Genomic DNA, 26,791 nt, shown 5'->3' with positions numbered 1-26,791 from the left:
AACGCCGGAAACGGCGACAAGGGAGTAAACATAATGATCAAGCTGAAGCAGGCGCTGTTCGCCAGCGCCGCCACGACCGTGGTGCTCGGCCTGGCCGGGACGGCCTGGGCTCAGGAGGCGTCTACGCCTTCGCGCGCTCCGTCGAATGAAGACGCCACCACGGTCGACGAGATCGTTGTTGTCGGCTCGCAGATCCGCGGCGCCAGCACCACCGCCGCTCTGCCGGTCGTCGTCATGGACGCCGAGGAGATCGCAGCGACCGGCGCCTCCAGCGGCGACGAACTGCTGCGCACCATCCCGCAGATGGGCGACGTGCTGTTCGACAGCGCCAACAACCCCCAGACCTCGAACTCGGCGCGCGGCGACGTGAACTCGGTCAACCTGCGCTCGCTGGGCGTCGGCAACACCCTGGTGCTGCTGAACGGTCGCCGCATGGTTCAACACCCCACCAGTCAGGGTACGTCGGACACGGGCACGGTGCCGGTCCTGAGCTACAACTCCAACGCCATCCCCGTGTCGGGTCTCCAGCGTCTGGAGGTCCTGCTGGACGGCGCAGCCGCCATCTACGGCGCCGACGCCGTGGCGGGCGTGGTCAATACGGTGCTCAAGAACGACTTTGACGGGCTGAAGCTCGAGGCCCGCTACGGCGGCGCCGAAAGCACCGGCCTGCGCGAGTTCGAGACCAACCTCTTCGCCGGCAAGAATTTCGACCGGGGCAATGTCTCGCTGTTCCTGAACTACACCGACCGCACCATGCTCATGGCGGCGGATCAGGACTTCACCCGTTCCGACGACCTGCGCGCCTTCTTCTCGGGCTTCGCAGGCTACGAGACCTCGGCTGTGCCGGATGGTCGTTCGTCGCATTCGCCCTGGGCGCAGCTGAGCATTCCCGCCACTACCGCAGCCCTGCGTCCGACGTCGAACGGGGTGATCCTGACGACGGCGGCGGGGGCCTTCCACGTCCAGCCGCAAAGCTTCGGCTGCGGCGCCGGCGTGACCGTGCCCTCGGGCCTGTGCCTCACCAACGGCACGGTCGCCTACACCGGCGTCAACCGCGAGATGCGCTTCGACACTCGGCACGGCACCTCGGTGCGTCCGTCGGTCGAGCGCGCCAACCTGTTCCTGACGGGGCATTACGATCTGCCGTCCGGCATCACGGCTTTCGGTGAAGTCGGCTACTACGCCGCCCAGAGCCGGGCGATTCAGCCGGCCGTCGTGAACCTGAACAAGCTCTGGATCCCCGCCTCCAACTACTACAACCCCTTTGGCCCGATCACGTTCGCGGATGGGAGCGTCAACCCGAACCGCCTGCCCAACCTGACCAATGTTCCGGCGGCTGGCCTGCCGGTCTATCTGGGCAACTACCGCTTCGTGGACACGGGCTACCAGGAGGTGAAGGTCAACAACTACCAGGCCCGCCTGTTGGGCGGCCTGCGCGGCGAATGGCGCGGCTTCGACTGGGAGACGGCCCTGGTCTATTCCGAGGCCGAGGCCGAGGACATCTCGCCCAACATCAACATGACCAAGCTGCAGCAGCAGATGGCCCTGTCGACGCCTGACGCCTACAATCCCTTCAGCGGCGGCTGCGTGGACACCCCCAGCTGGGGCGACTGCACGCCGTCGTCCAAGGCGGCGACCGACGCCATCTTGTTCGACATGAAACGGGTGTCGCGCACGACCCTGAGCATGGCCGATTTCAAGCTGTCGCGCGGCGATCTGTTCAACCTGCCAGGCGGCCCTGTCGGCATCGCCCTGGGCGCGGAAATCCGCCGCGAGACGCAGCGCGACGACCGTGACGCCAACCTGGACGGCACCTTCACCTTCACCGACATGGTGTCGGGCGAGAAGAACCTGTCGAACGTCTCGGCGGTCAGCCCGAACCCGGACACCAAGGGCTCGCGCGACGTGGCGGGGGCCTTCATCGAGTTCGCCCTGCCGCTGGTCTCGCCCGAGATGAACATCCCGCTGGTTCACAGCCTGGATATGCAGCTTGCGGGTCGCTACGAGCACTATTCGGACTTCGGCGACGTGGCCAAGCCCAAGGTCGCCATCGCCTGGGACATCGTCGATGGCCTGCGGGTGCGCGCCTCCTATTCCCAGGGCTTCCGCGCGCCGAACCTGGAGCAGGTGAACGCCTCCCAGTATGCGCGTCTGGCCAGCGCCCCGGACTTCATCCGCTGCGAGGCCGACATCCGTCGCGGCACGATCAAGAACATGAGCCAGTGCGCCCGCACGGCCAGCGTCTCCCTGCTGATCGCCGGCAACCCGGACCTCAAGCCGGAAGAGAGCACCAACCAGTCCTACGGCCTGGTGTTCCAGCCGCGCTTCGTCCCGGCGGAGTGGGGCGACTTCACCTTCACCGTCGACCGCTGGAAGATCGAGCAGACCGACATCGTCGGCCTGCTGGGCGCCCAGTCGGCGCTGGCTGTCGAATACATGAACCGCGTGCAGGGCGGGACCAATCCTCTGGTCGTTCGCGCTGCAGCGAACGCCGACGATGAGGCCCTGTTCGACGGCACGGGCCTGACGCCGGTCGGCCAGGCGCTGTCGGTCAGCGATCAGTTCATCAACCTGCTGCCGCAAACGGTCGAGGGGCTGGACCTGAGCTTCAACTGGCGCAAGCGCCGCACCGCCCTGGGGTCGTTCAACTTCCGCCTGAACGCGACCAAGATGCTCCAGTTCTCGCGCGCGCCCGGCGACATCGTCGACAGCCTATATGAGGCTCGCAAACAGGGGACCATCGATCCGCTGACGCCGCTGCCCGACTCGACCCAGCTGATCGCCCAGAACGGCCGCCCGGAGTGGAAGGTCTCGGCCAACCTCACCTGGAACAAGGGACCCTGGCGCGCCGGTCTGTCGACTCAATATGTCAGTGAGATCGAACAGAGCAGCCTGCTCAGCAGCACGGGCGCGCCCTGGATCGTCGGCTCGCAGATGGTCGCCAACGCCTATGGCCAGTACGACTTCGACGCGGTCGACACCACGCTCCGCGTTGGCGTGCGCGACCTGACCGACGAGGGGCCTTCGCTGGCTGACGGCGGCTATCGCGGCACGGTGCATCAGCCCTACGGCCGCTACTGGTACGTCAACGTCTCCAAGACGTTCTGACGCAAGAGACGGGGATGGCGATGACGATGCGACGCGGATTGAAATGGCCGGCCTTGCTCGGGGCGGCGTGCGTATTCGCTCCGGCTTCGGCGCTGGCCCAGACCGCGCCCGCGCCGTCGTCGCCGTCCCCTGCCCAGGCCGTCTGTCCCGACACCCTTCCACAGCGGGCGCACTGCTGGTCGGGACGGGCGGCCAAGGGCGGCTACTACTGGATCGCCGTGCCAGAGAACTGGAACGGCGCGCTGATCGTCCACGCCCACGGCGGTCCGCGCACCGGCGAGCCCAAGCAGGACGATCCGCTGGAGGACCTCAACCGGTTCTCGATGACGGTGAAGGAGGGCTTCGCCTGGGCCGGCTCGACCTATCGGCGCGGCGGCTACGGCGCGCGCATGGCGGCCGAGGACACCGACGACCTGCGCCAGATTTTCTGGGACGCCTTCGGGCGGCCGCGCCGCACGATCCTGCATGGCCAGTCCTGGGGCGGCAACGTCGCCGCCAAGGCCGCCGAGCTCTACGCCCGCGACGCCGAGGGCCAGGTGGTCTGGGACGGCGTCGTCCTGACCAATGGGGTCCTGGCCGGCGGGACCGAGGCCTACAGGTTCCGCGCCGATCTGCGCGCCGTCTATCAGTACTATTGCCAGAACCATCCGAAGCCCGACGAGGCCCAGTATCCGATCTGGCAGGGCCTGCCCGAGGGCGTTCGCATGAACCGCGCCCAGTTGGCCGAGCGGGTCAAGACCTGCACCGGCGTCGGTCTGCCCGAGGCCGAGCGTTCGCCCGAACAGAAGCAGCGGCTGGCCGATATTCTCAACGTGGTCGGCGTTCAGGAGGACCAACTGGTCGCCCATCTCGCCTGGGGCACCTTCCTGTTTCAGGATCTGGTGCAGCGTCGGCTGGACGGGCTGAACCCCTTCTCCAATGTCGACACCGTCTATGCCGGTTCGCACGACGACGCGGCCCTGAACGCCGGGGTGCAGCGGTTCGCCGCCGACCCAATGGCCGTGGCGCGTCTGGCCTACGACGCCGACCTGTCGGGCCTGATCGTGGCGCCGACCGTGACCATCCACGGCAAGTACGACCCCACCGCCTTCGTCTGGCATGAGGCGGTCTATCGCGAGCGCGTCGCCGCCGCTGGGCGCTCTGAACTGCTGGTCCAGACCTTCACCGACGAGGCTGAGCACAGCGCCCTGAGCGCGCCGGAATACGTGGCCGTCTTTGAAGCCCTGATGGTGTGGCTGGACCAGGGCGTTAAACCGGACGCCCGCTCTGTGGCGGCGCTCTGCGAAACCGCGCGATCCCGTTACAAGACGGCCTGTCTGTTCGACGAGGACTTTGCTCCGATCAGACCCTGATGACGTCAGGTGTGCGGCCCTGAGGCCACGGCGGCAGGACCAGGGAGGGCGAGCCTGGTCTGGCTCCTAACCCGCCGAGTAGCTGGTCTTGATCTGGGTGTAGAACTCCACCGCGGCGAAGCCTTGTTCGCGGGGGCCGTAGGAGGACTTCTTCGAGCCGCCGAAGGGCACGTGGTAATCCACCCCGGCGGTGGCCAGGTTGACCATGGTCATGCCGGCGCGGGCGTTCCTCTGGAAGTCGCGGGGGTGCTTCAGTTTGGCGACATGGTCTAGCGGCCCGCCGACCCGATGCGAACCTTCAAGACGGCATTTCTTGCAGTGAGATTGGCGGCAAAGGCCTCGGGTGTCAGCTAACCCATCGACGAAAGGGTCGGCGCGTGTTGTCGTCCTCCGTCACTAAGCTCATCGATCTCCATCGTCCTTCCAGGCACATCATCTGGGCTCATTCGAGCTGGCGCGGGGTCTCACTCTCCTGACGCAGGCTCTCGACGGCGACCGCCCGCTTCAGGAGACAATTGCTCCGCGCAGGCCTCCAGGACGGATGTTACGGCCATGTCTGCAGTTGGCGCGACGGTAATGTCCGCAATGGGGGGGCGAGCTCAACTGATCGTTGCCCGCTGTCCGCTATAATGACCAAGGCGGTGAGGCTGGCGGCGACCAGGAACGCCACGCGCAGATTGCCGAACCATCGCGGTTCGGGCGCGGCCCATAGAGGGCTTCCGTTGTCGTGTTGCATCGGGGATGGTGTCATCGCTCGCGATTAGGAACGATGGTATCGCCGTGCGTCCTGATCCGCCGCCCAATACGGCAGGCGTAGCGGCCATCTCGGATCTCCAACTCAACAGCAGAGCCATTCGGGATATCGTGAATTGTTGTCGCGTCACCTTGCTCTACAACAAGGTGTCCGGGGCTGCCGAAATTGCAATGCCCGGCCTCTGTCTGGTGGAAACGGCAACTAAGCGTTCCTCTCTCGGTGCGCAGCATCCATGCGCCAACAAGCAGCCTATTCGGAAATCTCTCTGTATGAGCTGGCGCCGAGATGGCGACCGGGCACGGAACCTGTCCGGCCGCTTCGGCAGGGACGTAGGTCCAGGGCAGGTCGGGCACGACCGTCGCTTGGGCGGCCAAGGCCATGACGATCGTCAGCATTGAATTTCCTCATGCGTCGTGCGTCGGCGCGCGAGACGCCGCGCACAGTCATAACGTCTAATATCCCCAACGTCCGCAATGGGTCGGTCGTGAGCAACTCCCGCCTAGCGTCCTGCTGCAGACATTGGTGGCCGAACGCCTGGAAGCCGAAGTCAGCCAGGGAAGCCCCCTTCCTCGATAGAGACAACGTCAACGCCGCGAGGGTGTGCTCGTTCGGGGGCGTCGACCGTGAACTGGGCGCAAAGCTGGCGCGGACCGATGGCAAGGACTGACCCTTTCATCTTCGCCCGACGATGTGCCGTTTGTCGCGGCGCGCAAATTGACGGGTGTCATGCGCTGGCGTCTCCAGCCAGAGACAGGAAGGTTGCGACCTGCTCCGACACCATCGCATAGGATGGCCGCCCCCGGCGCTCATAAAGCAGGGGGCCGGCATGGGGGCGCTGTCTGACGCGGTCCTGCGACAGGCGTTGGACCGAGAAACCGCGCTGCGCGTAGCTGAGAAAAACGGCGGGCCAGAGCGTGGACCAGACCCCCGCCTGGGACGGATAGAAGCGGACGGCGGCGGCGAAGGCCAGCCAGTCCCTGCGCCCTATTGAAACGGGAAGCAGGGGGCCGTTTTCCGGCAACGGACGCGCGCCATGGAACAGCGGGCCAGGCAGGTCGGCGCCGTTGTACAGGCTGAACTGCACGACCGGGCAGGGAGAGGCGGAACCTCGGGCCAGATGCGCGGACAGCGCCACGCCCAGCACGGCGCACATGTCGTGGTCGATGTGGCCGCCCTCCCAGGCCGGGGTGATGATCCCGTCAATTGACGATGGCGGCAGGGCGGAGAGCAGGGCGGCGAAGACGTGTTCCAGCCCATGCAGCAGTTGGCCGTCGAAGGCCCGGGCGCCGCCGTCGCCGAGAATGATCCTTTGCGTGATCCCCAGAGCGTCGAGGCATCGCGTCGTTTCGTGAAGACGCTTCGTGCGCTCGTCAGGCGTTCGGGGAACGGCGTTGAAGGCCAACAGCAGCGGCTCGCCCTTGTCTCGCGCCTGGACCAGCAGAGGGATCGCGCAATACTCGTCGTCATAGTGGGCCAGCAGGACCAGGGTCGTCATCAGTGCGTCGTCCCGCCTGGGGAAAGGCCGCCTGGGGAATGGCCGCCCGGCGCGATGAAGTTTCGGTCGCCGGTCAGGTCCGCATAGATGCGGGTCAGGCGCTCAAAGGTGCGGGGCCAGCCGTGGCGGCGAACCGCCCGCGTCCTGGCCGCATCCCCCAGCGCCGAGGGATCGCGAGCGAACAGATGGGCGATGGCTTCGGCGAGGGCGGCGGCGTCGGCGCCGTGGGCCGGGGCGCCGACGGCATCGTCGATGATCTCGCCCACGCCGCCTTGATCGGGGCCCACGACCGGCAGTCCGCAGGCCATGGCTTCCAGTACAATCAGGCCCAGGGTCTCGTTCGGGTTCGCGTGGATGAAGGCGTCGCAACCGGCCAGCAGACGGGCCAGGCGTCGAGGCTCGGGCTCGAACGGCAGGGCGATCACGCGGTCTGAATGGGGCAGGCCTTCGCCAGCGCCGATCAGCAGCAGACGATAGGGCGCGCCCAGTTGTTCGACGGTCTGGACCAGGACCTCGACCCGCTTCTCGGGGGCCTTGCGGCCAGCGAAGACCAGCAGGCGTTCGTTGGGCGCTACACCGATCATTCGCCGCAAGGCGTCGCGGCTTGCGGCGGACGGAGAAAAGACGGCGACATCGACGCCCAGGGGCACGGCCTGAACCTTGTCCAATCCAGCCTCGCGCAGCATCTCGGCCATATAGCGGCTAGGGGCCAGGACGGCGTCGAACTGGGCGCATCGGTCGATCCACAGGCGGCGCGCCACCCGCGACGCCCAGGGACCGAAATACATCTGGGCCAGCACGGCCGGATTGCTGTGGCAGAAGCCTATGACCGGCACGCCGCGCGCGTGTCCGACACGTAAGGCCGCGAGACCGGGGGCGTAGGGGTCGCCGGCCTCGATCAGTGTGGGGCGGCATTCCTCGATCCGCGCAGCCCAGTCGGAAGAACTGAGCGGACAGCGGTAGCCGTTGCCCAGCGGCAGGGCGAGCGAGCGAATCCAGGCGACCTCTGGGTCCTGATCGTGACGGCTCTGGGCGGGCAGGACCAGCCTGTGGACCACCTGCGGACGATGGACCGCCAGCCAGGCGCGCTTGGCCAGGAGGTAGCGTTTGACGCCGCCGCTGGCGGGCGTGAACAGCATGGTCGTATCGACCAGACACGGTGCGGCCCACTCCTGCGAGACTGCGGACCCTCCCGTCTCGATTGGCGATCCCCATGTGGATGGGACGCGTTCGGAAATGCCCTTCAGGCCATCCATCATTTCGTCCTGGCGGCCAGTGGAAACGGGCCAGGGTGGACGGAATACGTGGTCGTCGCCTTGACGATGGTCAAGGGGGCGCATCGTCGGCGGCGAGGGCGCCGGGCGTGGTCTTCTGACGCTGGATCATGCCCCAGACCGCCAGACCGAGGGCGACGAGCAGAGGCAGCAGATAGAAGATCAGGCGAAAGCCGATCATGCCTCCGGCCAAGGCCTGAGGATCGGTGTCAGGCAGAACCAGCAACAGAGACGCTTCGAACACGCCCAGGCCGCCTGGCGACGCCGACGCGAGTCCGATCAGGCAGGCGATGGCGTAGGCCAGGACGAAGGTCTGGAAGGGCGGGGCGGCGGCGCCGATCAGCATCCACAGGATGGCGGCGGCCAGGATATTGTCGACGACGCCGATCACCACCTGGCCCAGGGCCAGGGGGCCGTCCGGCAGACGCAACTGCATGGTCAGAGGGGCCAGCGGCCAGCGCGCGCAGGCGATCACATAGAGCGTCGGCACGCTCAGAAGCACGATGGCGAGGGCGCGGCCGGTCGGCACGCCGAGACCCGCCGCGCGAAGCTGGGGGCCGTCCGCGACGGCCAGGCCCAGTCCCACCATGGCCGCCAGCCCCAGAGCAAACGACAAGGCGCCGAACAGGGTCGTGGTCGCTGAAGGCAATAGCCGCAGCCCGGCGCGTCGATAGGCCCACGATCGCGCGAAGGTGGCGACCACGACATTGGCCCCCAGGCTGTGCGTGATGCCGTTGACGATGGTGGAGCCGATCAGCGCGGTGCGCAGCCGAACCGACACGCCGCTCCAGTGCAGCCCCAGCCATTCCAGCACCCCCAGCAAGGCGAAGCTGGCGACGCACAGCGCCACGGCCGCCGCCACCCGACCCGGCCCCCAACTCGCCGCCTGGTGCAGCAGGTCGCGTCCGCTGAGATCCCGGTACTGGGTCCACAGCACCGCCACCGCCGCGACCATCAGCGCGACGCCGATCAGCGGGCGGCCCACGGCGAAGATACGCCGAACCGCGCTTCGGCCGGTGGCGAGAGCGGAGGAAGGTGTCAGATGCAGATGCAGAGGCAGGGCCATCGTAACTGCGGCGTCATGGCTTCTGGGCCGACGCCGCCAGCGCCTTCAGGACCGCATTATTTCGTCGCGCCATGAATATGCTCCCAATCTCTTCGCTGGACGAGGTTAGGCGCTACGCGGGAGGTCGATTTGACCGTCGTCATATTGGGTCGGTTCGGCGAGTGGAGAGGTGGCCGCTGCCGCGCATCGTCCTCTGGCGCCTGACCGATGCCCAGGTCGCGCGATCCAGGGTCGGACCCGGCCCGCGCGTCCGGCGAAGGGACTGAACGCGCCGCCTCCTCGGGGGGCGGCGCGCCAGCCGTACTTGTGTCGATCCTCCCTTCGGCTGGAGGTCATCACGACCGTCCGAGCTCAGTCGTTCGGCCAGGGCGTCCGGTTGTTCGCCGTGCTGACCTCGACTGGCGCGCCATCGAGGATCAGCCGGACGTTGGTCCCTGAAGGAAGGTCGCGTGGCAGGCGCAGACTGACCGTCTCGGTCCTGGGTTGCAGATCGTCGGGCGAGGCCAGGGGGCCGAATCGGGCGGTGGCCAGGACGGCGCCGTCCGGACCTTCGAGCACCACTCGTCCGCCGGGCGAGGGGACGGCGCCGAGGCCATGCACCGTGACCGACAGCCGTCCGCCGCGCCGCGCCAGATCGGCGGCGCCGATGCCGACGTCCGGTCGGGTCGACATCGGAGGACCGGCTTGGGCCAGGGCGAATTCGATCACGCTGGGGCCTGGCGGCAGGGTGACGGGAACGGCCTCTCCCGGCCCGAAGACAACCGTCTCGGTCCGGCCCGCATCGGGCCTGTCGTCGCCGTTCGCATCGGCGCCCTGCGTCATGCGCCATTGGCCGGGCGTGACCTCGGCCCCGCTGATAGCGGCCTTGATCGGCGTCGAGGCCATGTTCCAGACTACGATGCGGAAGCCGTCACGGGCGGGCTCACGCACCATAATGCCGACCTTCAGCGCGTCCTCGGGAACGTCAAAGCGCCAGCTGATCCGGTGGCCCGGCACAATGCGCCCGCGAACGAGGGCGACGCCGCCGAGGCGCGCGCGCTGGAGTTGGTCGGACGGCAACTCCACCCGATCGGTCCACCAGTGGTCTTCGGTCTGCATCTTCATGCGGATTGAAGCGAACTGGATGTCGTCGGCGTAGAGCCGTTCGAGGAAGGTGCGATCTCCGGTTTCGGCGGCGGCGATGGCCAAGGCGTCGGACGAAGCGTCCGGCCTGGCGGCCGCCATGACATAGTCCTGGTTCAGTTCGGGCCGCCCCAGATCGCGGGCCGCATCGCTATTGACGCCTGACCATCCCGCAGATCCGGGCGCCCCCATCGGCGCAAGATATTTCGCGTCGCCGGTCCAGCGGAAGGCCGACCACAACAGCATGGTCGTCGGGCCGGGGCCCGAACCGCGCTGGGCGTCGGTCGTCCAGTTGATGTCTGCGGGCCAGGCGATTGTTCCGTCCGGGCCGGGCTTGCCGTGGGCCAGATAGCCATCGGCCAATTCGAGCAGCAGGGCTCTCAGCTTCGGCGAGCCATTGTAGTCGACCAGGGCCATGCCGGGGTGCAGGACGAGATGGGACTGGGGCTTGGACCAGTCCCACGGCCTGTCTCGGGCAAAGTGCGAGCCGCTATAGTAGCTGGAGATGATGTGACGGTGGCCTGCGGGGTTCACCTCGGTCAATTCGCCATAGCGGCGGGCCGTCGCCATCAGTCGCTCCAGCGTTCGGGGGTCGCCGCGATTGAGCAGCGCGGCCTGGCTGATGGCGTTGATGCCCTCCTCGTAGGTGTGAAGCTCGTCGGTCTGGATCGTGCCCAGCCCATTGGTCCACATGCCGTTGCGGTAGCTGGCCTCGATCAGGGCCTGGAGCGAGGCGTTCAGCTTGTCGGTGTCGACGCCCATCAGGGCCGGGCCGACCCACTGATTGGTCAGGTCGGTGTCGTCGGAAATTCCACCGCCGAATTCGCCCTCCACCTGGCGGTTGTCGATCCACCAGTTGATGAACTGGCGCACCAGCTTCAGGTCCTCGACCTGACGAAAGGCCCATAGAGGCGCGCCGGGCGGCGGCGTCAGCTGGGTGAAGGCGGGCAGGGGCTGGGATGCGTTCCACTCGCTCCAATAGGCTCGACCCTCGACGTTCTCCGGATCGACGCGCAGCAGGTCCTTGAGGTCGAGATAGAACTGGTTGAACAGGCCAAGGTCTCGCGTGATCTGACGTTCCTCGACCAGGAAGCCGTAGCTGTCCTTGATCTGGGCCAGCCGGTCGGCGACGTGCTCGGGCCGGGCGGCGTCGCGAGACTTGAAGATCATCCGCACCCCCATGCCGCCCAGATCCGCGGCGTGGAAATTCGGGCTCGAGGCGGCGATGGTGAAGTAGAGGCTGTCATCGTCGTCCAGGATGCGGTCGCGGGTGTCGAGGAAGACGGTGCGCGCTTCACCCGGTTTGACCGCCACATTGACGTCCAGCAGGTCGCGCAGCGCCCACAGCGGATCCTTGACCCGGATATTCAGCGAGATCAGCCCGTCCGCCCCCGGCGTGGAGGTCAGAGCCGGGATGTCGAGCACGATGCCGTCCAGACCGCCGGCTTCCTGGAAGCTCAGGGTCGGCACGTTGCGGATCAGCGGCCCGCCCGGTCGCCCGCGCCGGAAGTCGATGGGAATCACGACGTGGGCCAGCGGCCGGTCGCCGGTCAGGACGGTGGTGCGCGGCGCCGTCGGCGCGCTGGAGGGCAGGGCGGCGACCGTGTCGCGCTCCTCCGCCGTATGGCGGCCGGCGATGAAGGCGGACAACTTGTCGGTCGCGACGTAGTTGGGCTCGACCCCGGCGCGCACGACATAGGCGTAATCGCCGACGCTGTCGGGCAGGGCGCCGGGCGTGACGTTGTAGACGCCGATTTCCTGGATCGGGGCCTCCTGGTCCGTGTTGATGAAGCGCACCGCGCCGCCGTCGTGGGGCTTGACCCGGGTCGTGGTGCGTTCGGCTCCGCGCGGACGGTCAGCCAGGGTCTGGGGCGGAGACTCGTCGATGACACGACTGGCGTCGATGCGGGCTGTTACGGCGGACAAGCGGCCATAGGCGGCCCCCTGAATCTCGACCTGGTTCCAGGGCTCGTCGGGCAGGAACCATGTCGCCGTCTTGCCGCCCATCGAATAGACGTTCCAGTCGGGCAAGGTGAAGTAGTCGTTCCGTCCCGGCAGGCGCGAGCGATTGTAAACGCCCGGCCAGGTGGTTTCACGGATGCCGTCATTGCCCTTCCACATGCGCTGGGCGATGTCGCGCTGCTCGGTGAACTCGACGCGGCGGATGCGGGTGACCGGATCAGCCAGATAGGGGGCCGAACCCTGGTCGAAGCCGAAGCGACGATTCCAGGCGGCGCGCCAATCCGCCGTCGGCGTCAGAGCCGGCGTCGGCGAGGCGGCTGCGGCGGGCGATGCAATTGCGGCGGCCTCGTCGTCCGACAGGGCGTGGTCGTAGATTCTCAGGTCGTCATAGTCCGAGCCGCGCGTGAAACTGTAGCGGCTGTGAACCTGGATCGGCGCGACGATGCGCGACGCGACCCCGAACTGGTCCAGGGCGGCGTCCAGAACGGCCGAAGTCCGGGTTGCGGCGACACGTTTGCCATCGACATGCAGGACCACGCCTTCGGCCTCGTCCCAACTGAAGGCGATGTGCATCCAGGCGTCCGGGGCCGGCGTCTGGGGCAACTCATACGACACCCGGACGCGGGCGAGGTTGGTGTCCGTGACGAAGGCGTCGAAGCCGTGACCGTTCCAGTCGATTCGCAGGAAGGCCATGTCCCAGCTGGAGTGGTTGGCGTAACCGACGCGGAACAGAACAAAGGGCGTGGGGCCGACAGCGTAGCGTGAGCGCCAATCGAAGGCGACGGCGCCGCGGGCCGCGAAGATGTTGCCCGGTGCCCGCCAGGCCAGCTGCTGATCGTCGCTGCCCTCGATATAGCCGCCACGGGCGCCGCCCATGGGCTTCAGCGCGATCTTGTCAGCGAAGGTCGGCTCGGACTGACCGACCGCATAGTCGGCGGACAGCGAGGAATTGGCGGTGACGTGAAACAGCAGGCCGTCCGGTCGGGGAGCGGTGATCTGGGCGCTGGCTAGCGAAGCGGAGGCCAGGGCTGCGCCCGTAGCGAGAACGGCGACGACCGCCCGTTGAACGATAGACATCGAAACACTCCCCGGTCGCCGATCTGCGTCGGCCCGGTCAGACCCTAACCCGTCCTTGACACCGGTGTCGTCGTCAAATTCGCAGAGCCGAGACGGGCAGCACCCGAGCGCCTGCGCACGCCCCGGATTAGCCGGCGGTCCCCGAATTGATCGCCCCTGAGATCGCCGAGAACAGTTTGTCGACCTCGATGGGCTTGGCGATCAGGCCGTCCATCCCGGCCTGCCTGTACTCGACCAATTGATGATCCATGGCATTGGCGGTGAGGGCGAGGATGGGGGTGCGTGATTGGCCGCTGTCCAGTTCGCACCGTCGGATGATCGAGGTCGCGGTTGGACCGTCCATTTCGGGCATCTGCACATCCATGAGGATGAGATCCCAGGGACCGTTCTCCCAGGCCGCCACGGCTGCTCGCCCATTGGGAACGATCACCGGAACGATGCCCGCTTGGCGAAGCAGGGTGTCGATGACCAACTGGTTGGCACGGTTATCTTCCGCCACGAGGAGACGTAGCGGGTTCGCGCGTGTGGAGCTGTCGGTGGAACACTGGATGTCCGGTAGGCGCGGGACCTGGCCTACGTGTTCAAGAGGCAGTCGAACGGTGAAGGATGTCCCTTCGCCAGCCACGCTGGCGGCGGAGATGTCTCCCCCCATCAGTTGGACCAGGTCCTGGCAGATGGCCAGTCCCAGCCCGGTGCCGCCATAGCCCCGGGTAATGGAGAGGTCCCCCTGTTCGAACTTGTTGAACAACCGCAGACGAGCCTCGGGAGGAATGCCGATGCCGGTGTCGCTCACTGTGATGATCAGCAGTTCGCCCTGTCGATCGGCGGCGACATCGATTCGACCGTGTTCGGTGAATTTGATGGCGTTCGAGGCCAGGTTGTTGAGGACCTGTCGCAGGCGCAACGGATCGCCCAGATAGGCGCCCTCGGCTCGCTTGGCGATGCGCAGTTCGAACCGCAGCCCTTTTTGCACGGCGAGCGCTGAAAAGGTGTCGTGCGCTCCGCTGAGCAGTTCACCGAGATCGAACTCCAGCGTCTCCATCTGGAGCTTGCCCGCTTCGATCTTGGAAAGGTCGAGCATGTCGTTGAGGATTCCCAGCAGGCTTTCTCCCGACTTGCGGATAATCTCCAGTCGCTCGGCTTGTTTGGAGGGGAGGAGATCGCGGGCCATGGCCTGGGCCATGCCGAGCACGCCGTTAAGCGGCGTGCGGACTTCGTGGCTCATGGCGGCCAGAAAGGCGGACTTTGCGGCGTTGGCGGCGGTGGCGTCGCTGACGGCCTGGTTCAGCGCGGCCTCGGCCGTCACGCTTTCCGAGATGTCCCGGACGATGGCGGTGTAGATCATGCCGGTGCGCGTCGTCAGCTTGGACAGGCCCACTTCGATCGGCACCAACCGGCCGTCCTTGGTCAGGCCGGTGACGTCCTGGCGGCTGCTCATGCGACGGCTGAGAATGGCGCCGGCGGCGAAGCCCTGGGCGCGCTGCCGGTGCGCCTCGCGCCGTTCGTGTGGAATGAGGAAGTCGATTGGTTGTCCCAGGGCCTCGGGCGCCGTGTAGCCGAAGATGACCTCGGCGCCCTTGCTGAACAGCAGGATTCGCAGATCCTGGTCCGCGACGACAATCCCCTCAGACGAGATGTTCAGGATGCTGCTGAGGATGTCCTCCAGCGTCTCTGGTAGTCCGGCCTGAACCGCCAGGGTCTTCTTGAGCGCGCTCCGGGCATGGCGCCAGCGCGAGCGGGCGTCATGGGCGCCGGGTTGTCCAGGGCGATGGGGGTTCTTCATGATCATGGCTTCCCCGGCGGCACGCTGTGCGGACGCTTCGGCGCGTTCGCTCTGTCAACGGTCCCTACATACGGGAATTCTGCGATTTTTAGATCTGCGTTCTCTCGAATTCTGAAATAAAATTCAGCAAAATCATTATATTACATGCGTGGCGGCGCCCTTGTGTCTTCGGTGGCGTTTCAGTGCGCCTGGGGCGCAATCTCGCGCGGCGGCGCGTGTCGGCCGCTGCCGCACGTCGAGTCCAGGCAGACGGATGCGAGCGTGCAGGCGCCGGGCGCCCCGCGCATGTTGCGCGGGGGCGAGTGCTGCAGATCGCGAGCTGCGCAGAGCAGTTCCGAGGCGGCGCTCGGCGTCAACCTGTCCGGGTGGAAATCAGCCTGAAACGCCGGGTCCGCCGGGTGCCTCGGATCCGAGGGGAGCAGACCGCAGCAGAAACTGAAGTCAGGAAACCGGCGCCGGTTGGTGGGGCGATCTTCAAGCAGATGAAGGTCTCCGTGCTGGGGGTAGCAGGAGATGGCGCGATAGGCCTGATGCACGACGTCCCTGTCGCCTTCCAGCGCCTGCAAGAGATGTCCTTCTCGCGCGAAGATGATGCCGGTGATGCCGAGGCCGGCATGCAGGGTTTGGGCCTCTGCATTGATATAGGCCAAGGTCGGTCGCAGGCTTTCGCCCGCGTTTCGGGCGATGCGGCTGTGATAAATGAGGCGATGCAGGCGGGGCGGGGCCTCGCGGTCCGGCGCGCGGGGGCGGGGCTGATCGTCTCCGCGTTGTCGTGCGCGGTGGAGGACGCCGATTGTGCCCGTGTCGTCGCCATCGAATTGGACGCCGATGGTGTCGAAGGCGTCCTGAATAGCGCGCAGGGTGCGGGCGTTCGCCTCTACGGGGCCGCGAATGCGCTCAAGCCTCTTGATGGTTTCGAGGCTGAGGCCGGAAAGCCGGGCCAACTCGGTTTGCTCGATGCGGGAAAGCGCTCGCGCCGCTCGAATCTGCTCGCCGGTAAGTGATAGAATATTGAAAGTCATTTGCTTGTGAAAAGCAATCGGATTGCACCTAGGGTGTAAGTGCATGCATTTGTGGGGGCAATTTTCTATTTATGTATAGGCATTGCAGGCAAATGATCTTAACCGACGCTGAGTTCTCCCATAGGCATTAACTAGATATTGTCACGATTTACGCCGTAACTTCGAGCATCAATCGGTTATCGCAGAATATGATCAATTTTGATCTGGCGATATTGAATCGATTTTCCAGCGTTGCAGTGGCGCTGTTGGGGGACGAAGGCAATGGAGAACGCCTCACAGGCGATCAAAGTCATGATCGTCGACGATTCAGCGGTCGTGCGCGGGATCGTCCGGCGTCTGCTGGACGCCGATCCCCAGCTTGAGGTGGCGGCGGTCGCGTCCAACGGTGAAATGGCCCTCAAGGCGCTGCGCCAGCACAGGGTGGACGTAGTGCTTCTCGACATCGAGATGCCGGTCATGGGCGGGCTGGACGCGCTGCGGCGGATCGTCGTCGAACATCCCTCGGTCAAGGTGATCATGGTTTCGACGCTGACGCGCCGGAACGCCGAGATCAGCCTGGAGGCCCTGAGGATGGGCGCGGCCGACTATGTCGCCAAGCCCGAGGCCGGCATCGCCGCCGCGACCGAGTTCGGCCGCGACCTGATCGCCAAGGTGAAGGCCTTGGCGGCGTCGCGCGGGTCCCGGCCTGTGGTCGCGCCGCTGTCGCCCCATCGGCCGGCCGCGAACCTCGGGATGCGGCATGGTCGCGCGCAGCGTCCCATGGTGCGGGCGCTGGGCATCGGCGCCTCGACCGGCGGGCCGCCCGCGCTGTTGAAGATGTTCCGGGCCCTGCAGGGGGCGGGGGCGCGGCAACCCATTCTGGTGACCCAGCATATGCCGGCGACCTTCACCGCCCTGCTGGCCGAACAGATCGAGCGGGCGGCGGGGCGTCCCTGCGCCGAGGGAAGGGACGGCGAGCCGGTCCAGCCGGGCCGCATCTATGTCGCGCCGGGCGGCTGGCACATGACGGTCGAGAACGGCCCGACCTCGCCGGTCATCCGGCTGGATCAGGGCGCGCCGGAGCATTTCTGCCGACCCGCCGTGGACCCCATGCTGCGCAGCCTGGCCGCCGTCTATCGCGACGGGGCGGTGGCGGCGATCCTGACGGGCATGGGAGCGGACGGGGCTCTGGGCTGCGAGGCGGTCGCGCGCGCCGGGGGGCGCTTCATCACGCAGGATCGGGCCACCAGCGCGGTCTGGGGGATGCCGGCGGCGGCGGCGGCGACGGGGCTGGCGGAGGCCGTGCTGCCCCTGGACGATATCGGGCCGTGGCTTCGGCGCGCGACGGAGAACGCGGCGTGACCGGGCCGGACTTCGAGCATTTCTGCCGCCTGATGAAGGACCGCTCGGGCCTCGTCCTGACCTCCCACAAGGGCTATCTGGTCGAGAGCCGGTTGAGCCAGGTGGCGCGCGCCGAAGGTCTGGCGGGCGTGCCGCAACTGCTGGAACGCCTGCGCCTCGGCGGGCCGTCGGTGGAGGCGTTGCTGCTCCGCTGCGTCGAGGCGATGGCGACCCACGAGTCCTTCTTCTTTCGCGACAGCACGCCGTTCAACCTTCTGGCCGGGCGGGTGTTGCCGCAACTGGCCGAGGCGCGGGCCGCGACGCGGGTCCTGCGGATCTGGAGCGCCGCCTGCTCCAGCGGCCAGGAACCCTATTCCATCGCCATCCTGCTGAAGGAGATGGGCGCTCGCCTCGCCGGCTGGCGGCTGGAGATCGTGGCCACCGACATGTCGCGGCCGATCCTGAAAAAGGCGGAGGAGGGCTTCTACAGCGACTTCGAGGTGCGCCGGGGCCTGACCGACGCCCGGCGCGACCGCTGGTTCGTCCGCGACGGTCACGGCTGGCGCGTCAGCCCGGAACTGCGGTCGCTGGTCAGCTTTCGGCCGCACAACCTGTTGAACGACAGCCTGCCGGGCGGGTTCGACGTGATCTTCTGCCGCAATGTGCTGATCTATTTCGACGTCGACCAGAAGCGGGCGGTCCTTCAGCGAATGGCGCGGACCCTGGCTGAGGACGGCGGCCTGTTTCTGGGCAGCGCCGAGACCGTGCTGGGCGTCACCGACGCCTTCGAACTGACGCCGGGGGCGGCCGGCCTGTTCCGGCGAGCCGTTCCGGGGCGCAGCGCCCGCACCGCCTGACGGGTGCGGGCGCCGCCCGAACTCCTAGCCGCGCATGAAGGATTCGATCTCGGCCCGCAGCGTGTCGAGCTCGCGCGCCTTTTCCGTCAGGCCCGCCGTCGCCGACAGCATGTCGGTCGCGGCCTGGGCGTTGTCCGACGCGGCGGCGGTCACAGCGACGATGTTGGCCGAGACCTCGCGCGTGCCCATGGCCGCTTCCTGAACATTGCGGGTGATCTCCTGCGTCGCGGCGCCCTGTTCCTCGACCGCGCTGGCGATGGCGGAGGAGGCTTCGCTGGCGCGTTCGATCGTGCGGCGGATGCTTTCGATGGCGCTGACGGCGGCGTGGCTGGCCTTCTGGATCGAGTTGACCTGATCGGCGATCTGCTTGGTCGCGCGCGCCGTCTGATCGGCCAGGTTCTTCACTTCCGAGGCGACGACGGCGAAGCCCTTGCCGGCCTCGCCCGCGCGGGCGGACTCGATGGTGGCGTTCAGGGCCAGCAGCTTGGTCTGGGCGGCGATTTCCTGAATCAGGCCGACGACCTCGCCGACCCGTTCGGCCGAGTCGGCCAGGCCGCGCATGGTCTCGTCGGTGGACAGGGCTTCTTCGACCGCCAGACGCGAGATGCTGCTGGATTGTTCGACCTGGCGGGTGATCTCCTGGATCGAGGCGGACAACTCTTCGGCGGCGGCCGCCACGGTCTGGACGTTGGACGAGGCCTCGTCGGAGGCGACGGCGACGGCCGAGGCCTGGCTATTGGTCTCCTCGGCGCTGACGGCCATGCCCTGGGCCATGTTGCTGAGGGCGACGGCGGCCCCGGCCACGTCCTGGCTGAAGTCGTTGACGCGGTCGATGAACCGGGCCTGTTCCGTGACGACGGCCCAGGTCAGCATCATGCCCGTCATCCGTCCCTCGGTGTTCTTCACCGCGGCGATGTTGAGGTCCAGCTTCTGATCACCCAGCTGGATCAGGGCGCGATGCGGCAGGCTGCGGGGATCGGCCAGCATCCGGCGCTGATGTTCTGGGTGCTTGTGGAAGATGTCGATGGACTGGCCGAGCATCTGATCGACCGGGATCGGCAGCAGGTGCTGAAGCGGACGCAGGGTCTCGATCGAGCGACGATTCACATAGGTCAGACGCAGTTCTTCCGGCTCGCACAGCATGACGTTCAGCGGCATGTCGTCCAGCATCTGCAGTAGGCGCTGGTTGTCGCGCTCGGCCTTGACCCGTTCGGTCTGCAGCGACCAGGTGGTCATGGCGGCGACATAGCGCCCCTGATCGTCCAGCACGGCGCTGACCAGCAGGTCCAGGAACTCGCCGCCGATCTCGATGGTCGCGCGATGGGGCAGGTTGCGCGGATCGGCCAGCATCCGGCGCTGATGGGCCGGGGCCTTGTGGAAGACGTCGATCGAGGCGCCGACCAGCTCGTCGGCCCGGATCGGCAGGACGTGTTCGATCGAGCGCAGCGTCGTCAGCGTGGCCTTGTTGGCGTAGGTGATCTCGAAATTGATCAGGTCGCAGATCATGACGTTGACCGGGGCGTCGTCCAGCAACTGCCGGAAGTCGGGCACCCAGTCGGCGGACGCCTTGGCGCTCTGGTCGATGGTGCGGGCGCTGCGCGCTGTGGCTCCGCTGGTCATGATCGGTCTCCGTGAATGACGAGGTCCGCCGTGGGGCGGGTTGAAACGGGAAGAGGCGAGGCGACGGTCAGCCGGGGGCTTCGCCGAGAGACGGCGACGGCGGGGTCAGCGTCAGGACGGCCTCGGTCCGCAGCACCAGCATGAGGTCGTCCTCCAGCCGGTAGAGGCCGTCGCACAGGTCGCGCCAGGCGGGCGATAGGGTCGGCGGCGTCGGCTCGTGCGCCGAGGGCGGCAGCCAGAGGACATCGCCGACGTCATCGACCATCAGGGCGTAGAGCTCGCCCGAGGCCTGTTCGACGATGACCGAGACGCTGCTCGCGCTCTGATCCTCGGCCTGCGGCGGCAGGCCGAGGCGGCGGCGCATGTCGATGGCGGTGACGATGCGGCCGCGCAGGTTCAGCGAACCGGCGATCTCTGGCGGCGCCAGGGGCACGCGGTTGATCGCGGTCTCGGCGATCACGTCCTGCACTTCCAGGACCGGCACGCCAAAGGTCTGACCGCCGATCTGGACCGAGACCAGCCCGGCCTCTGTCGTAGAGTTTAGCGCGCTCACGCCGCCGCGCTTTCGGGCGTCAGGGCGCTGGAGACGGCGTCCAGCAACCGAGTGGCGTCCAGCGCCGGGCCGCCGCCGTTCAGCAGGGTCAAACTCAACAGGGGGGTGGCGTGCCACCGCTCTGCCCCGGCCAGGATGCGGGCGAACTCTCGCGCGCGGCTGGGCTGGAGATCGGCCAGGATCAGGTCGAAGACCTCGCTGGCGTCGTGGTGGGCCAGCGCCCCCTCGGCATCCGGAGCCACGGTTACGGCGTAACCGGCGCGCGCCAGCAGCGGTCCCAGCAGAAGCTGAGTGAAGGCGCTGGGGTCGATGATCAGCAGGCGTTTCAGCCCGGCGAGCGGGGCGGCGGCCGGTCCGGCCTCGGTCGCCGGGGCCGCATCGAAGGCCCGGCGCCAGTAGGCGTCGACGTCGATCAGGTCGGCGGCCTGATCGAGGACGATCAGGCTGCCCAGCGTCAGCCCGCCCGTGCTGTTGATCTCGGGCCGGGCGGCGGTTTCGACGATGTCGACGATCTCTCCGATCAGCATGCCCAGAGCCTGATCGCCGCGTGCGAAGACCAGCAGGGGGCGTCGACCGGGGCCGGTCCAGTCGGGCGCGCGGCCGTCGGCGCCCAGGATCGGCATCAGGCGACCGCGATACTGAAGCACGGCGCGGCCTTCCACCTGTTCGATCTGTCCTGCCTCGATCTCTTCGATGCGGGACACGGTGGTCAGCGGCGCGGCGCGCAGGGTCGCGTCGGCGGCGCGGAACAGGAGCATGGCTTCCTCTTTCGGCGGCGGGGCGGCGTTCGCGCCTCGCGCGGCGTCGGCGCCAAGCCCGGACAACTGCCCGGAAATCTGATCGACCCCGGCGGTGCGCGCGGTGCCCTTGGGGTCGAGGATCAGGATGACCGCCCCGTCGCCGAGGATGGTCGCCCCCGAATAGAGGTTGAGGTGGCGCAGCACCCCCGCCACCGGCTTGACCACGATCTCCTCGATATCGAAGACCCGGTCGACGATGACGCCGAAGGTGCAGGCGCCGAAATGGGTGACGACGATGCAGGTCTCGCTGGCCGCCTGGGGCGGGCCGTCCTCGCCTAGCTTCAGCAGCCGTTGCAGCGAAACCAGAGGCAGAAGCCGCTCGCGCAGCCGCAGAACGGGGGCGCCCTCGATCTGCTCGATACAGCGGCCCGAGGCGCCGCTGGCGCTGACCAGTTCGATGATCGACGACTGGGGCAGGGCGAACCGCTCGCCGCCCGCCTCGACGATCAGGGCCGAGACGATGGTCAGGGTCAGGGGGATGCGAACGGTGAAACAGGCGCCCTGACCCTCGGTGGACCTCAGTTCGATCACCCCCCCGATCTGTTCGATGTTGGAGCGCACGACATCCATACCGACGCCCCGGCCCGAGACGCTGGTGACCTGCGAGGCGGTCGAAAACCCGGCGCGGAAGATCAGTTGCATCGCCTCGGCGTCGCTCATCTGCTCGGCTTCGGCGGGGGACAGCAGGTCCAGGGCGACCGCCTTGGCCCGCAGGCGCGAAACGGACAGGCCGCGCCCGTCGTCGGACACCTCGATGACGATGGCCCCGCCTTCGTGACGCGCCGACAGGGTGATGCGGCCCGCCTCGGCCTTGCCGGCGGCGCGCCGCTGGTCCGTCGACTCCAGCCCGTGATCGGCGGCGTTGCGGATCATGTGGGTCAGCGGGTCGCGGATCAGCTCCATCACCTGCCGGTCCAGTTCGGTCTCCTGACCCGACATATGCAGTTCGATGCGCTTGCCGAGTTCGTTCTCAAGGTCGCGCACCAGACGCGGCAGCTTGGCCCAGGCGCCGCCGATCGGCTGCATCCGCGAGACCATGACCTTTTCTTGAATCTCGCTGGTCACCTGGTTCAGCCGGTGGAGCGGCGCCTTGAACGGGCTTTCCGGCTCCAGCCGCAGGGTCTGGATCATCTGGTTGCGGATCAGCACCAGTTCGCTGACCGAGCGCATCAGCTGTTCCAGCACCTCGACGTTGATGCGGATAGTGGCGGCCGATTTGCCGACCCCGGCGGAGGGAGGGGCGTCGTCGGCCGACGGCGGCGTCAGCGGCGCGGCGGCGGGCGTGTCGATGACGATCCGGGCGCGGACGCGCAGTTCGGCCACGTCCTCGGGCGCCGCGCCCAGGGCCTCCAGCGCGATGGCGACGACGGCGAACAGGGCGTCCTGCATTTCGCCTTCCAGGCGAATGTCGGCGATGTCCTCCAGCGCCCGCGTCAGGGCGGTGGTGTCGCCGCCGCGCGCTGCGCCTATCAGGCCTTGCAGAAGGGCGGCCTGCAGCAGGATGGGGTCGGCGTCGCCGAGCAGAGGCTCAAGCGCGGGCAACCGCATCAGCGACGGCGTGGCGGCTTCGGCGGCGGCGTCGAGCGTGGCGTCGCCGCCGAGGCGCTCGATCAGGGGGCTGGTCGTCGAGGCGGGGGCGGGGGCGACGGCCGCCGCAGGCCCGGCGGCGACGCAGGCCGCTTCGAGACGGGCGATGAGCGAGGCGTCCTGACCCGCAGGCTCTTCGCCGGTCGCGTCCAGGCTGTCGATCAGGCCGCGGATCACGTCGACGGCTTCCAGAATGGTGGTGACGGCGGCGGCGCTCACCGACAGGGAGCCGTCGCGGAAGCCGCCCAGCACTTCTTCCGCCGCATGGGCGATGCGTTGCAGCCGCGCCAAGCCGATAAAGCCGCACGCCCCCTTGATGGTGTGCATCAGTCGGAAGACGCTCGCCAGCGGCTCGGGGTCGTGAGGATTGCGCTCGAAGCGCACGAGTTCGCTGTCCAGCGCCTCGAGGCCCTCGCGCGTTTCCGCGATGAAGTCGCCCAGAACCTCGTCCACAGCCTCTCCCTGAAAATTGCGGCGGCAGGTCCAAAGGGAGGCCGGCGCCAAACGAATGAATGCGTGGAATGGCGCTGTTATCTATAGATTCGAATAACTCGCTACAGGAAAAGTCAGAGAGTGCGAAATTATTCAAAGCAATGAGCGATTACGATAATGTATTTTATGCACCATATAGTTCATTTAGTTCTTCTTTGCGTGCATTCCATTGCGCCTGTGGTGCATATTTCTCCCGCTTTTTTTGATGAATCCGGGTTTTTGATCTGAATCAATGTCCAGAATTTGTTTATGATATCGCAGTTTTACTGCCGCTATCGATCACTGTGTGTGATTGGGGGGATCATGACTGTCGACAAAGCGATGAAAATTCTGGTCGTGGATGACTACAAAACCATGGTGCGGATCGTGAGGGGGCTGTTGAATCAGCTCGGTTTTCAAAACGTCGATGAGGCGACCGACGGTCCCACGGCGCTGTCGATGATCGGTACGGGCGGCTACGGCCTGGTCCTGTCGGACTGGAACATGGCGCCGATGACGGGCTTCGAATTGCTGAAGGCGGTTCGCGCGGATCCGAAGACCAGGTCATTGCCGTTCGTCCTGGTGACCGCCGAGGCCAAGGTCGAGAACGTCATCGCGGCGCGTCAGGCGGGCGTGAACAGCTACATCATCAAGCCCTTCACCCACGCCGTGCTGAAGCAGAAGCTGACGGCCGTTCTGGGCGAGTTCTGAAGATGGCCGAGGCAGACGCGTTCGACGAAATCGTCGCCGCGATCCGGCAGGATCTGGCCACCGCGACGGAAGGGCTGATGGCGGCCTCGGAGGCGGGATTGCGCGATGTCGTCCTGGTTCGCAATGGCGATGGCGAAGCCTTGTCGCGGATCGAGGGCGGACTCCTCAGCGTGCTGGAAGCCTGCTCGTTGGAGGATATTATCGGCCAGCGGCTGACCCAGTTGCAGTCCGTTTCAGCAAGGCAGCCCGTGGCGGGAGCCGTCGGTGAAGCCGGGGGGCTCCAGAATGGTCCCGCTCGGCCGGGGCAGGGCTTGGATCAAACGCGGGCGGATGCCTGGTTCAGCATGGAAGACGATGAAACGGGCCGGTCTCCCATGGAGTGATCGGCGGGATCGGTCCCACGCAGCCAGGCCTTGCATTGGACTTGGCTGACGCGGGGCGGCGAAGGGCGGCGGGCCTAGCTCGCGGAATAACCGGTCTTGATCTGGGTGTAGAACTCCACCGCGGCGAAGCCCTGTTCGCATTCGCGAGGCATGGATCTACCGGCCAGGCACGGCACGCGGCTGCACGCTCCCGCCATGCAGATCCCTGCAGCACGTTTCTGGGGAGGTTCGGGGAGCAGGTGGTTCCTCAATCACCCAAGTGATTGAAAGAAATGGTGGACGCGACAGGGATTGAACCTGTGACCCCCTCGGTGTGAACGAGAGGCTTGCTGGAGCATCGCCTGATATTACGAGGCTTTTCGGTTCGTCTAGGCGAGCGTGTTCACGTTGTATTCGACTGTTTCTGGGGGATAACAGGGGGGCGCCCAGCTATATCGGCGCGCGCAAGCTTGAACGGGGGACCAAGTGGGCTTCAAAACGCATACGCCGGATAGCGATGGCGATGATCCAAAGGTTGATTTCGAATTCGCCGTCAACCCGCAACATATGCGGCCAGGCGTCCCGATGGACGTTCCCATTTTGGCTCCGGCTCAGTTGATGATGATCGGATCGGTCGCTGTGTTCTGGGGCAATCTGGAGTTGGCTTTGGAAAGCCTGCTTAGTTCAGCGCTTCAGGCTGAGCCTGCGCCACCTGAACCCGGGTGGGAGAGAAAATCGTTTGGCGACAAGATGAAGCTCCTGACCAAACGTCTTCGCCGGATACTTGGGGAGGGCTCTGACGGGTTCTCGTATTTGAAGTGGACGATTGACGGTGCCACTCAGTTCCACCCGTTGAGAAACCTTCTTCTTCACGGCAGTTACACGGGGGAAGTTTCGGCCGATGGAACGCCCGTGAGCATCACAGTGCGAGGTTACTGGTCCCAAAAGCGGCAGGTCATTCTGCCGCTAGAGAACGATATGCTATCTCGCATATATCATGAGATCGGGCATCTAACCGGCGGTCTGAGAGCTGCTTTTGATCCTGTCAGCACACATCCGCTCGCGCCTGCGGAACGGGAGCGGTTGTTGCGCATCGTAATGGACTACCCGCCCCAGATCGTACCGTTCATTGATCTAAGGCCCCCGGCCCAGTAAAGGCGCGGGTGGCTTGGTGCTCCCAATTCGGTCCCATTACCGAAGTGCCCGTCGCGCTTTGGCCTGATGGCTCGGCCGGTGGTGCCCGTAACAGTCTTCCAGGGTCTTGATCGTCATGCCGGTGAATCCTGCCGCTTCCCATGGCGGCACGTCGGCCTCCATGAGCCAAGTGGCGCAGGTGTGGCGCATCCAGTGCGGCGTGACGTCCGGCGGCAACCCGGCGTCGCGAACGATGCCTTCGAACCCTGTCCGAATGCGACCGGCCAAGGGGCGGCCGCCATGGTGTAGAACAGTGGTAAGCGGACGTCGCTCGGCTGGGGCGGTGTCGCGCTCTCTAACCGTGGCTGCATTCTCGTCCATTTGTTTCCATCGCTTCATATGCAGGAGCAAGCGGGGAGGGACCTTCACCATGGGGCGGCGCTTCGTCTTGTGGTCACGCTCGGCCTTCCCGCGCCGATAGATGACGCCAGCGTCCAGATCGACCCATGCCTGCGTCGCGGCCTCTTCCCAGAGCAGCTTAGGCAGGACGCCGGGGCGCGTGCCCGTGTAAAGGCCAATCAGGACAAAACGGCGCAGGTGGGCGCGGTTCTTCCGGCTAGATCCCTGAAGGCGCCGCCATTTCTGGGTGACTGGGTCCAGTCGCCACCCCATTGCTGCCATGAGTAGGCGGGCCGCCTGTTCACGTGTCAGGGCATCACGCGTGCTCTCGGCCTTCTGTGGCAGCACGACTTTGGGGCGGCGGGTCAGCGGGTGTTCCTCGGCCCAGTAGCCGATTGCGGCAGATAGGTCCTCTAGTTCGCGTCGCGCGCCCTGATCGGTGACGCGCGGCGCGGTCTTGGGGTCCTTATAGCTGCGTATGGGCTGAAGAATGCGCCATGCGACATAGGCCTCACAGGTGGATCGTTTGACGTCGGCGAGCGTCATGTCGCCCCAGAACTCGTGCAGGGCGGCGATCCGGCCCTGACACGACACGGGGTCGGCGACGCGGGGCGCTTTCTCCATGGCGTACAGGGCCAGAATTTCCGTCACGAGAATGTCGGCCGGGTCGCTGGCGCGTCGGTCAGAGCCGATGGCGTCTGGCGTCCATTTCGCGGCGAGGTAGTCGGCGAGGGCTTGTTCAGCGTCCGCAAGGCGGCCTGTAGCGCAGCCCGTGCTGACCTCTTTCTGTCCGTCACGGATGACCCAGACGTCGTCGGACCGCCGGTCGGCGCGGCCTTTCCTGAGATAGAGCCTAGGGCCTTTTGATCGACGTGCCATGGGTCTGCGCGCGGTTCAAACAGCCCTTTGAGCCGGGCCGGGGTTACGTAGAGTCTACCCGCAACCTGCGCCGTTAATAGACG

18 protein-coding genes and 1 pseudogene are annotated in these 26,791 nt (G+C 66.6%); 7 read left to right on the top strand and 12 right to left on the bottom strand.

Annotated features, from left to right (window positions below):
- The first annotated feature begins 33 nt into the window (after positions 1–33).
- Together AC1DJ5_RS09325 and AC1DJ5_RS09320 are read left to right on the top strand one after the other, a co-directional pair.
- Positions 34–3,108 carry a TonB-dependent receptor plug domain-containing protein gene (locus AC1DJ5_RS09325; protein WP_477020416.1) on the top strand — a complete coding sequence of 1,025 codons (3,075 nt, stop codon included), beginning with the start codon at positions 34–36 and terminating at the stop codon, positions 3,106–3,108.
- Positions 3,109–3,122: 14 nt separating this feature from the next.
- Entirely contained in the window at positions 3,123–4,460 is a 1,338-nt protein-coding gene (locus AC1DJ5_RS09320; RefSeq protein ID WP_477020415.1) for a hypothetical protein, read from the top strand.
- A 66-nt stretch (positions 4,461–4,526) separates the two neighbouring features.
- On the opposite strand, the pseudogene AC1DJ5_RS09315 reads toward AC1DJ5_RS09320, so the two are convergent.
- The 8 genes and pseudogenes from AC1DJ5_RS09315 to AC1DJ5_RS09280 all read right to left on the bottom strand — a co-directional run.
- A pseudogene (locus AC1DJ5_RS09315) lies at positions 4,527–4,715 on the bottom strand (aldehyde dehydrogenase family protein); the annotation flags it as partial.
- 492 nt (positions 4,716–5,207) lie between these two features.
- Complete coding sequence (locus tag AC1DJ5_RS09310) at positions 5,208–5,609, bottom strand: hypothetical protein (RefSeq protein ID WP_441454763.1); 402 nt, start codon at positions 5,607–5,609, stop codon at positions 5,208–5,210.
- Positions 5,610–5,938: 329 nt separating this feature from the next.
- The gene (locus AC1DJ5_RS09305; RefSeq protein ID WP_441456347.1) at positions 5,939–6,709 is read right to left on the bottom strand and encodes a PIG-L deacetylase family protein; all 771 of its coding nucleotides are present in this window, start codon (positions 6,707–6,709) and stop codon (positions 5,939–5,941) included.
- Positions 6,709–7,848, bottom strand: a complete 1,140-nt coding sequence (locus tag AC1DJ5_RS09300) for a glycosyltransferase (RefSeq protein ID WP_477020414.1) — start codon at positions 7,846–7,848, stop codon at positions 6,709–6,711. Before AC1DJ5_RS09300 ends, AC1DJ5_RS09305 begins: the two co-directional genes overlap by 1 nt.
- A 187-nt stretch (positions 7,849–8,035) precedes the next feature.
- Positions 8,036–9,049, bottom strand: a complete 1,014-nt coding sequence (locus AC1DJ5_RS09295) for a lysylphosphatidylglycerol synthase domain-containing protein (RefSeq protein WP_477020413.1) — start codon at positions 9,047–9,049, stop codon at positions 8,036–8,038.
- 351 nt (positions 9,050–9,400) lie between these two features.
- Positions 9,401–13,210, bottom strand: coding sequence for a LamG-like jellyroll fold domain-containing protein (locus AC1DJ5_RS09290; protein WP_477020412.1), 3,810 nt, complete (start codon positions 13,208–13,210; stop codon positions 9,401–9,403).
- Between the two features lie 127 nt (positions 13,211–13,337).
- Positions 13,338–14,999 (bottom strand): ATP-binding protein, encoded by a 1,662-nt coding sequence (locus tag AC1DJ5_RS09285; RefSeq protein ID WP_477020411.1) that lies wholly within the window; start codon positions 14,997–14,999, stop codon positions 13,338–13,340.
- A 173-nt stretch (positions 15,000–15,172) separates the two neighbouring features.
- Entirely contained in the window at positions 15,173–16,015 is an 843-nt protein-coding gene (locus tag AC1DJ5_RS09280; RefSeq protein ID WP_477020410.1) for a BLUF domain-containing protein, read from the bottom strand.
- A 261-nt stretch (positions 16,016–16,276) separates the two neighbouring features.
- Here AC1DJ5_RS09280 and AC1DJ5_RS09275 point away from each other — a divergent pair, with 261 nt between their 5' ends.
- Together AC1DJ5_RS09275 and AC1DJ5_RS09270 are read left to right on the top strand one after the other, a co-directional pair.
- Entirely contained in the window at positions 16,277–17,356 is a 1,080-nt protein-coding gene (locus AC1DJ5_RS09275) for a protein-glutamate methylesterase/protein-glutamine glutaminase (protein ID WP_477020409.1), read from the top strand.
- A complete protein-coding gene (locus tag AC1DJ5_RS09270; RefSeq protein WP_477020408.1) occupies positions 17,353–18,192 on the top strand; it encodes a CheR family methyltransferase in 840 nt (279 codons plus the stop codon). The genes AC1DJ5_RS09275 and AC1DJ5_RS09270 overlap by 4 nt, the downstream gene beginning before the upstream one ends.
- Before the next feature lie 24 nt (positions 18,193–18,216).
- Here AC1DJ5_RS09270 and AC1DJ5_RS09265 read toward each other — a convergent pair whose 3' ends face one another.
- The 3 genes from AC1DJ5_RS09265 to AC1DJ5_RS09255 all read right to left on the bottom strand — a co-directional run bounded on the left by AC1DJ5_RS09265 (position 18,217) and on the right by AC1DJ5_RS09255 (position 23,205).
- A complete protein-coding gene (locus AC1DJ5_RS09265) occupies positions 18,217–19,812 on the bottom strand; it encodes a methyl-accepting chemotaxis protein (RefSeq protein WP_477020407.1) in 1,596 nt (531 codons plus the stop codon).
- Between the two features lie 67 nt (positions 19,813–19,879).
- On the bottom strand, positions 19,880–20,365 hold the full coding sequence (locus AC1DJ5_RS09260) for a chemotaxis protein CheW (RefSeq protein WP_477020406.1): 486 nt from the start codon (positions 20,363–20,365) through the stop codon (positions 19,880–19,882).
- Positions 20,362–23,205 carry a chemotaxis protein CheW gene (locus AC1DJ5_RS09255; protein ID WP_477020405.1) on the bottom strand — a complete coding sequence of 948 codons (2,844 nt, stop codon included), beginning with the start codon at positions 23,203–23,205 and terminating at the stop codon, positions 20,362–20,364. Before AC1DJ5_RS09255 ends, AC1DJ5_RS09260 begins: the two co-directional genes overlap by 4 nt.
- Positions 23,206–23,547: 342 nt before the next feature.
- Here AC1DJ5_RS09255 and AC1DJ5_RS09250 point away from each other — a divergent pair, with 342 nt between their 5' ends.
- The 3 genes from AC1DJ5_RS09250 to AC1DJ5_RS09240 all read left to right on the top strand — a co-directional run bounded on the left by AC1DJ5_RS09250 (position 23,548) and on the right by AC1DJ5_RS09240 (position 25,451).
- Positions 23,548–23,934: a response regulator gene (locus AC1DJ5_RS09250; RefSeq protein ID WP_441456336.1), complete on the top strand. Its 387-nt coding sequence runs from the start codon at positions 23,548–23,550 to the stop codon at positions 23,932–23,934.
- 2 nt (positions 23,935–23,936) lie between these two features.
- A complete protein-coding gene (locus tag AC1DJ5_RS09245) occupies positions 23,937–24,317 on the top strand; it encodes a hypothetical protein (RefSeq protein ID WP_477020404.1) in 381 nt (126 codons plus the stop codon).
- Positions 24,318–24,782: 465 nt separating this feature from the next.
- On the top strand, positions 24,783–25,451 hold the full coding sequence (locus tag AC1DJ5_RS09240; protein WP_477020403.1) for a hypothetical protein: 669 nt from the start codon (positions 24,783–24,785) through the stop codon (positions 25,449–25,451).
- A gap of 36 nt (positions 25,452–25,487) precedes the next feature.
- Here the strand turns inward: AC1DJ5_RS09240 and AC1DJ5_RS09235 are convergent, their stop codons facing one another.
- Entirely contained in the window at positions 25,488–26,708 is a 1,221-nt protein-coding gene (locus AC1DJ5_RS09235) for a tyrosine-type recombinase/integrase (protein ID WP_477020402.1), read from the bottom strand.
- Between the last annotated feature and the right edge of the window lie 83 nt (positions 26,709–26,791).

The organism is Brevundimonas sp. 01N35, from assembly GCF_056399785.1.
This window is presented reverse-complemented; position numbering and strand designations above follow the sequence as displayed.